Raw genomic sequence first — 1,209 nt, 5'->3', positions numbered from 1 at the left:
ATTTAATGTAAAGCGCATATACTATGGAAAATACAGTGTAGACACCAATTATCAGTATAGCATATGTAATGGGGTAAACCGGAGGAACCATGGATTCGTAGAGAACAAAGATAAATATAACAGTAGCCACTGATGGAAATATATAATGCTCCACTATATGTATTATCAAATCATGCACACTACTATGTTTTTCCTTTAATCTTCTGAACATTGTCATTACACTTGTATTGAGAAGTACGTGTGTTATAATTAGCCCGCCCAGAGCCATAGTAGTAAGAAACTGGAAAGAATCTGTCAGAGCTTTTACTATAATAGGATCACTGGCACGGTTGTCCAATAATGCGTATGGGCTTACTCCAGCACCCATTGCCACAATAAAAGTTGCCAGTATGGCAGTGACAGATGCAACAACTGCAACAAAGGTTAAAGCCTTCGAAGGGGTAACATATTTTTTATGAATGAATGAGAAAAATTTTGGTATAATTCCATCCCTTCCCATGGCAAAATAAACCCTCCCTGCGTTTGCCTGCATAGCAACGCTGTCAGAAAAAGCAGAATTAAATGCAACCAGTGAAAACATGACTCCGCCAACTATACCGGTGTATGCAGTTGCAACAATTATCCCTGGAATTCCACTGGATGAAAACGTCTGCATCATTGGTATTCCCCAGCCAACTATCTGGGCATAGGCAACTTCCGTCAAAACAACACCCACGAGCAGAAGGCCCACGGTAAGTGATCTGGTAATGGCCTTCGGGTTTGTGGCTTCCTCTCCCAGTGGGGCTGAGCCACCATAACCTATGAAGCTAGTTAACCCAAATATCATTCCAAGGCCAACACCAGTAATTGGGCCTCCCTCAGGGGAAAACCATGAACTGTACTGTGGCCATACAAAGGGATTGAAAACATTTAATGTATTGTCAGGTGCCTTAATTATTATAATTGCAGAAAGCAGTGCAAGGAAAATTAATTCAAAGAAGGATGCAAACCTGATATATTTCATCTGTGGCCTGATTCCCACTATTGCAATCATAATTGGTATTATTATGAAGGCCAGGATAAATGGTATCCATATCCAGGCAGGCATTCCTACACCGAGAAAATACTGTACAACGCCGGGTAGAACTACTCCGGACACAAATACAGGGATTGCGGCTGTACTTACAGTCTGATACATGGGATACATTAACCCTGCACTGATTGCAGGCA

The 1,209-nt window shown here is 41.5% G+C and carries 1 protein-coding gene; it reads right to left on the bottom strand.

The features are described 5' to 3' along the window. The coding region (locus AMDU4_RS10810; RefSeq protein WP_290705094.1) for an APC family permease at positions 1–1,177 on the bottom strand (1,177 nt) is incomplete at its 3' end. Between the last annotated feature and the right edge of the window lie 32 nt (positions 1,178–1,209).

It is taken from the genome of Ferroplasma sp. Type II, from assembly GCF_000496155.1.
Note: the sequence above shows the minus strand (reverse complement) of the source record. Positions and strands in the feature narration are given on the sequence as shown.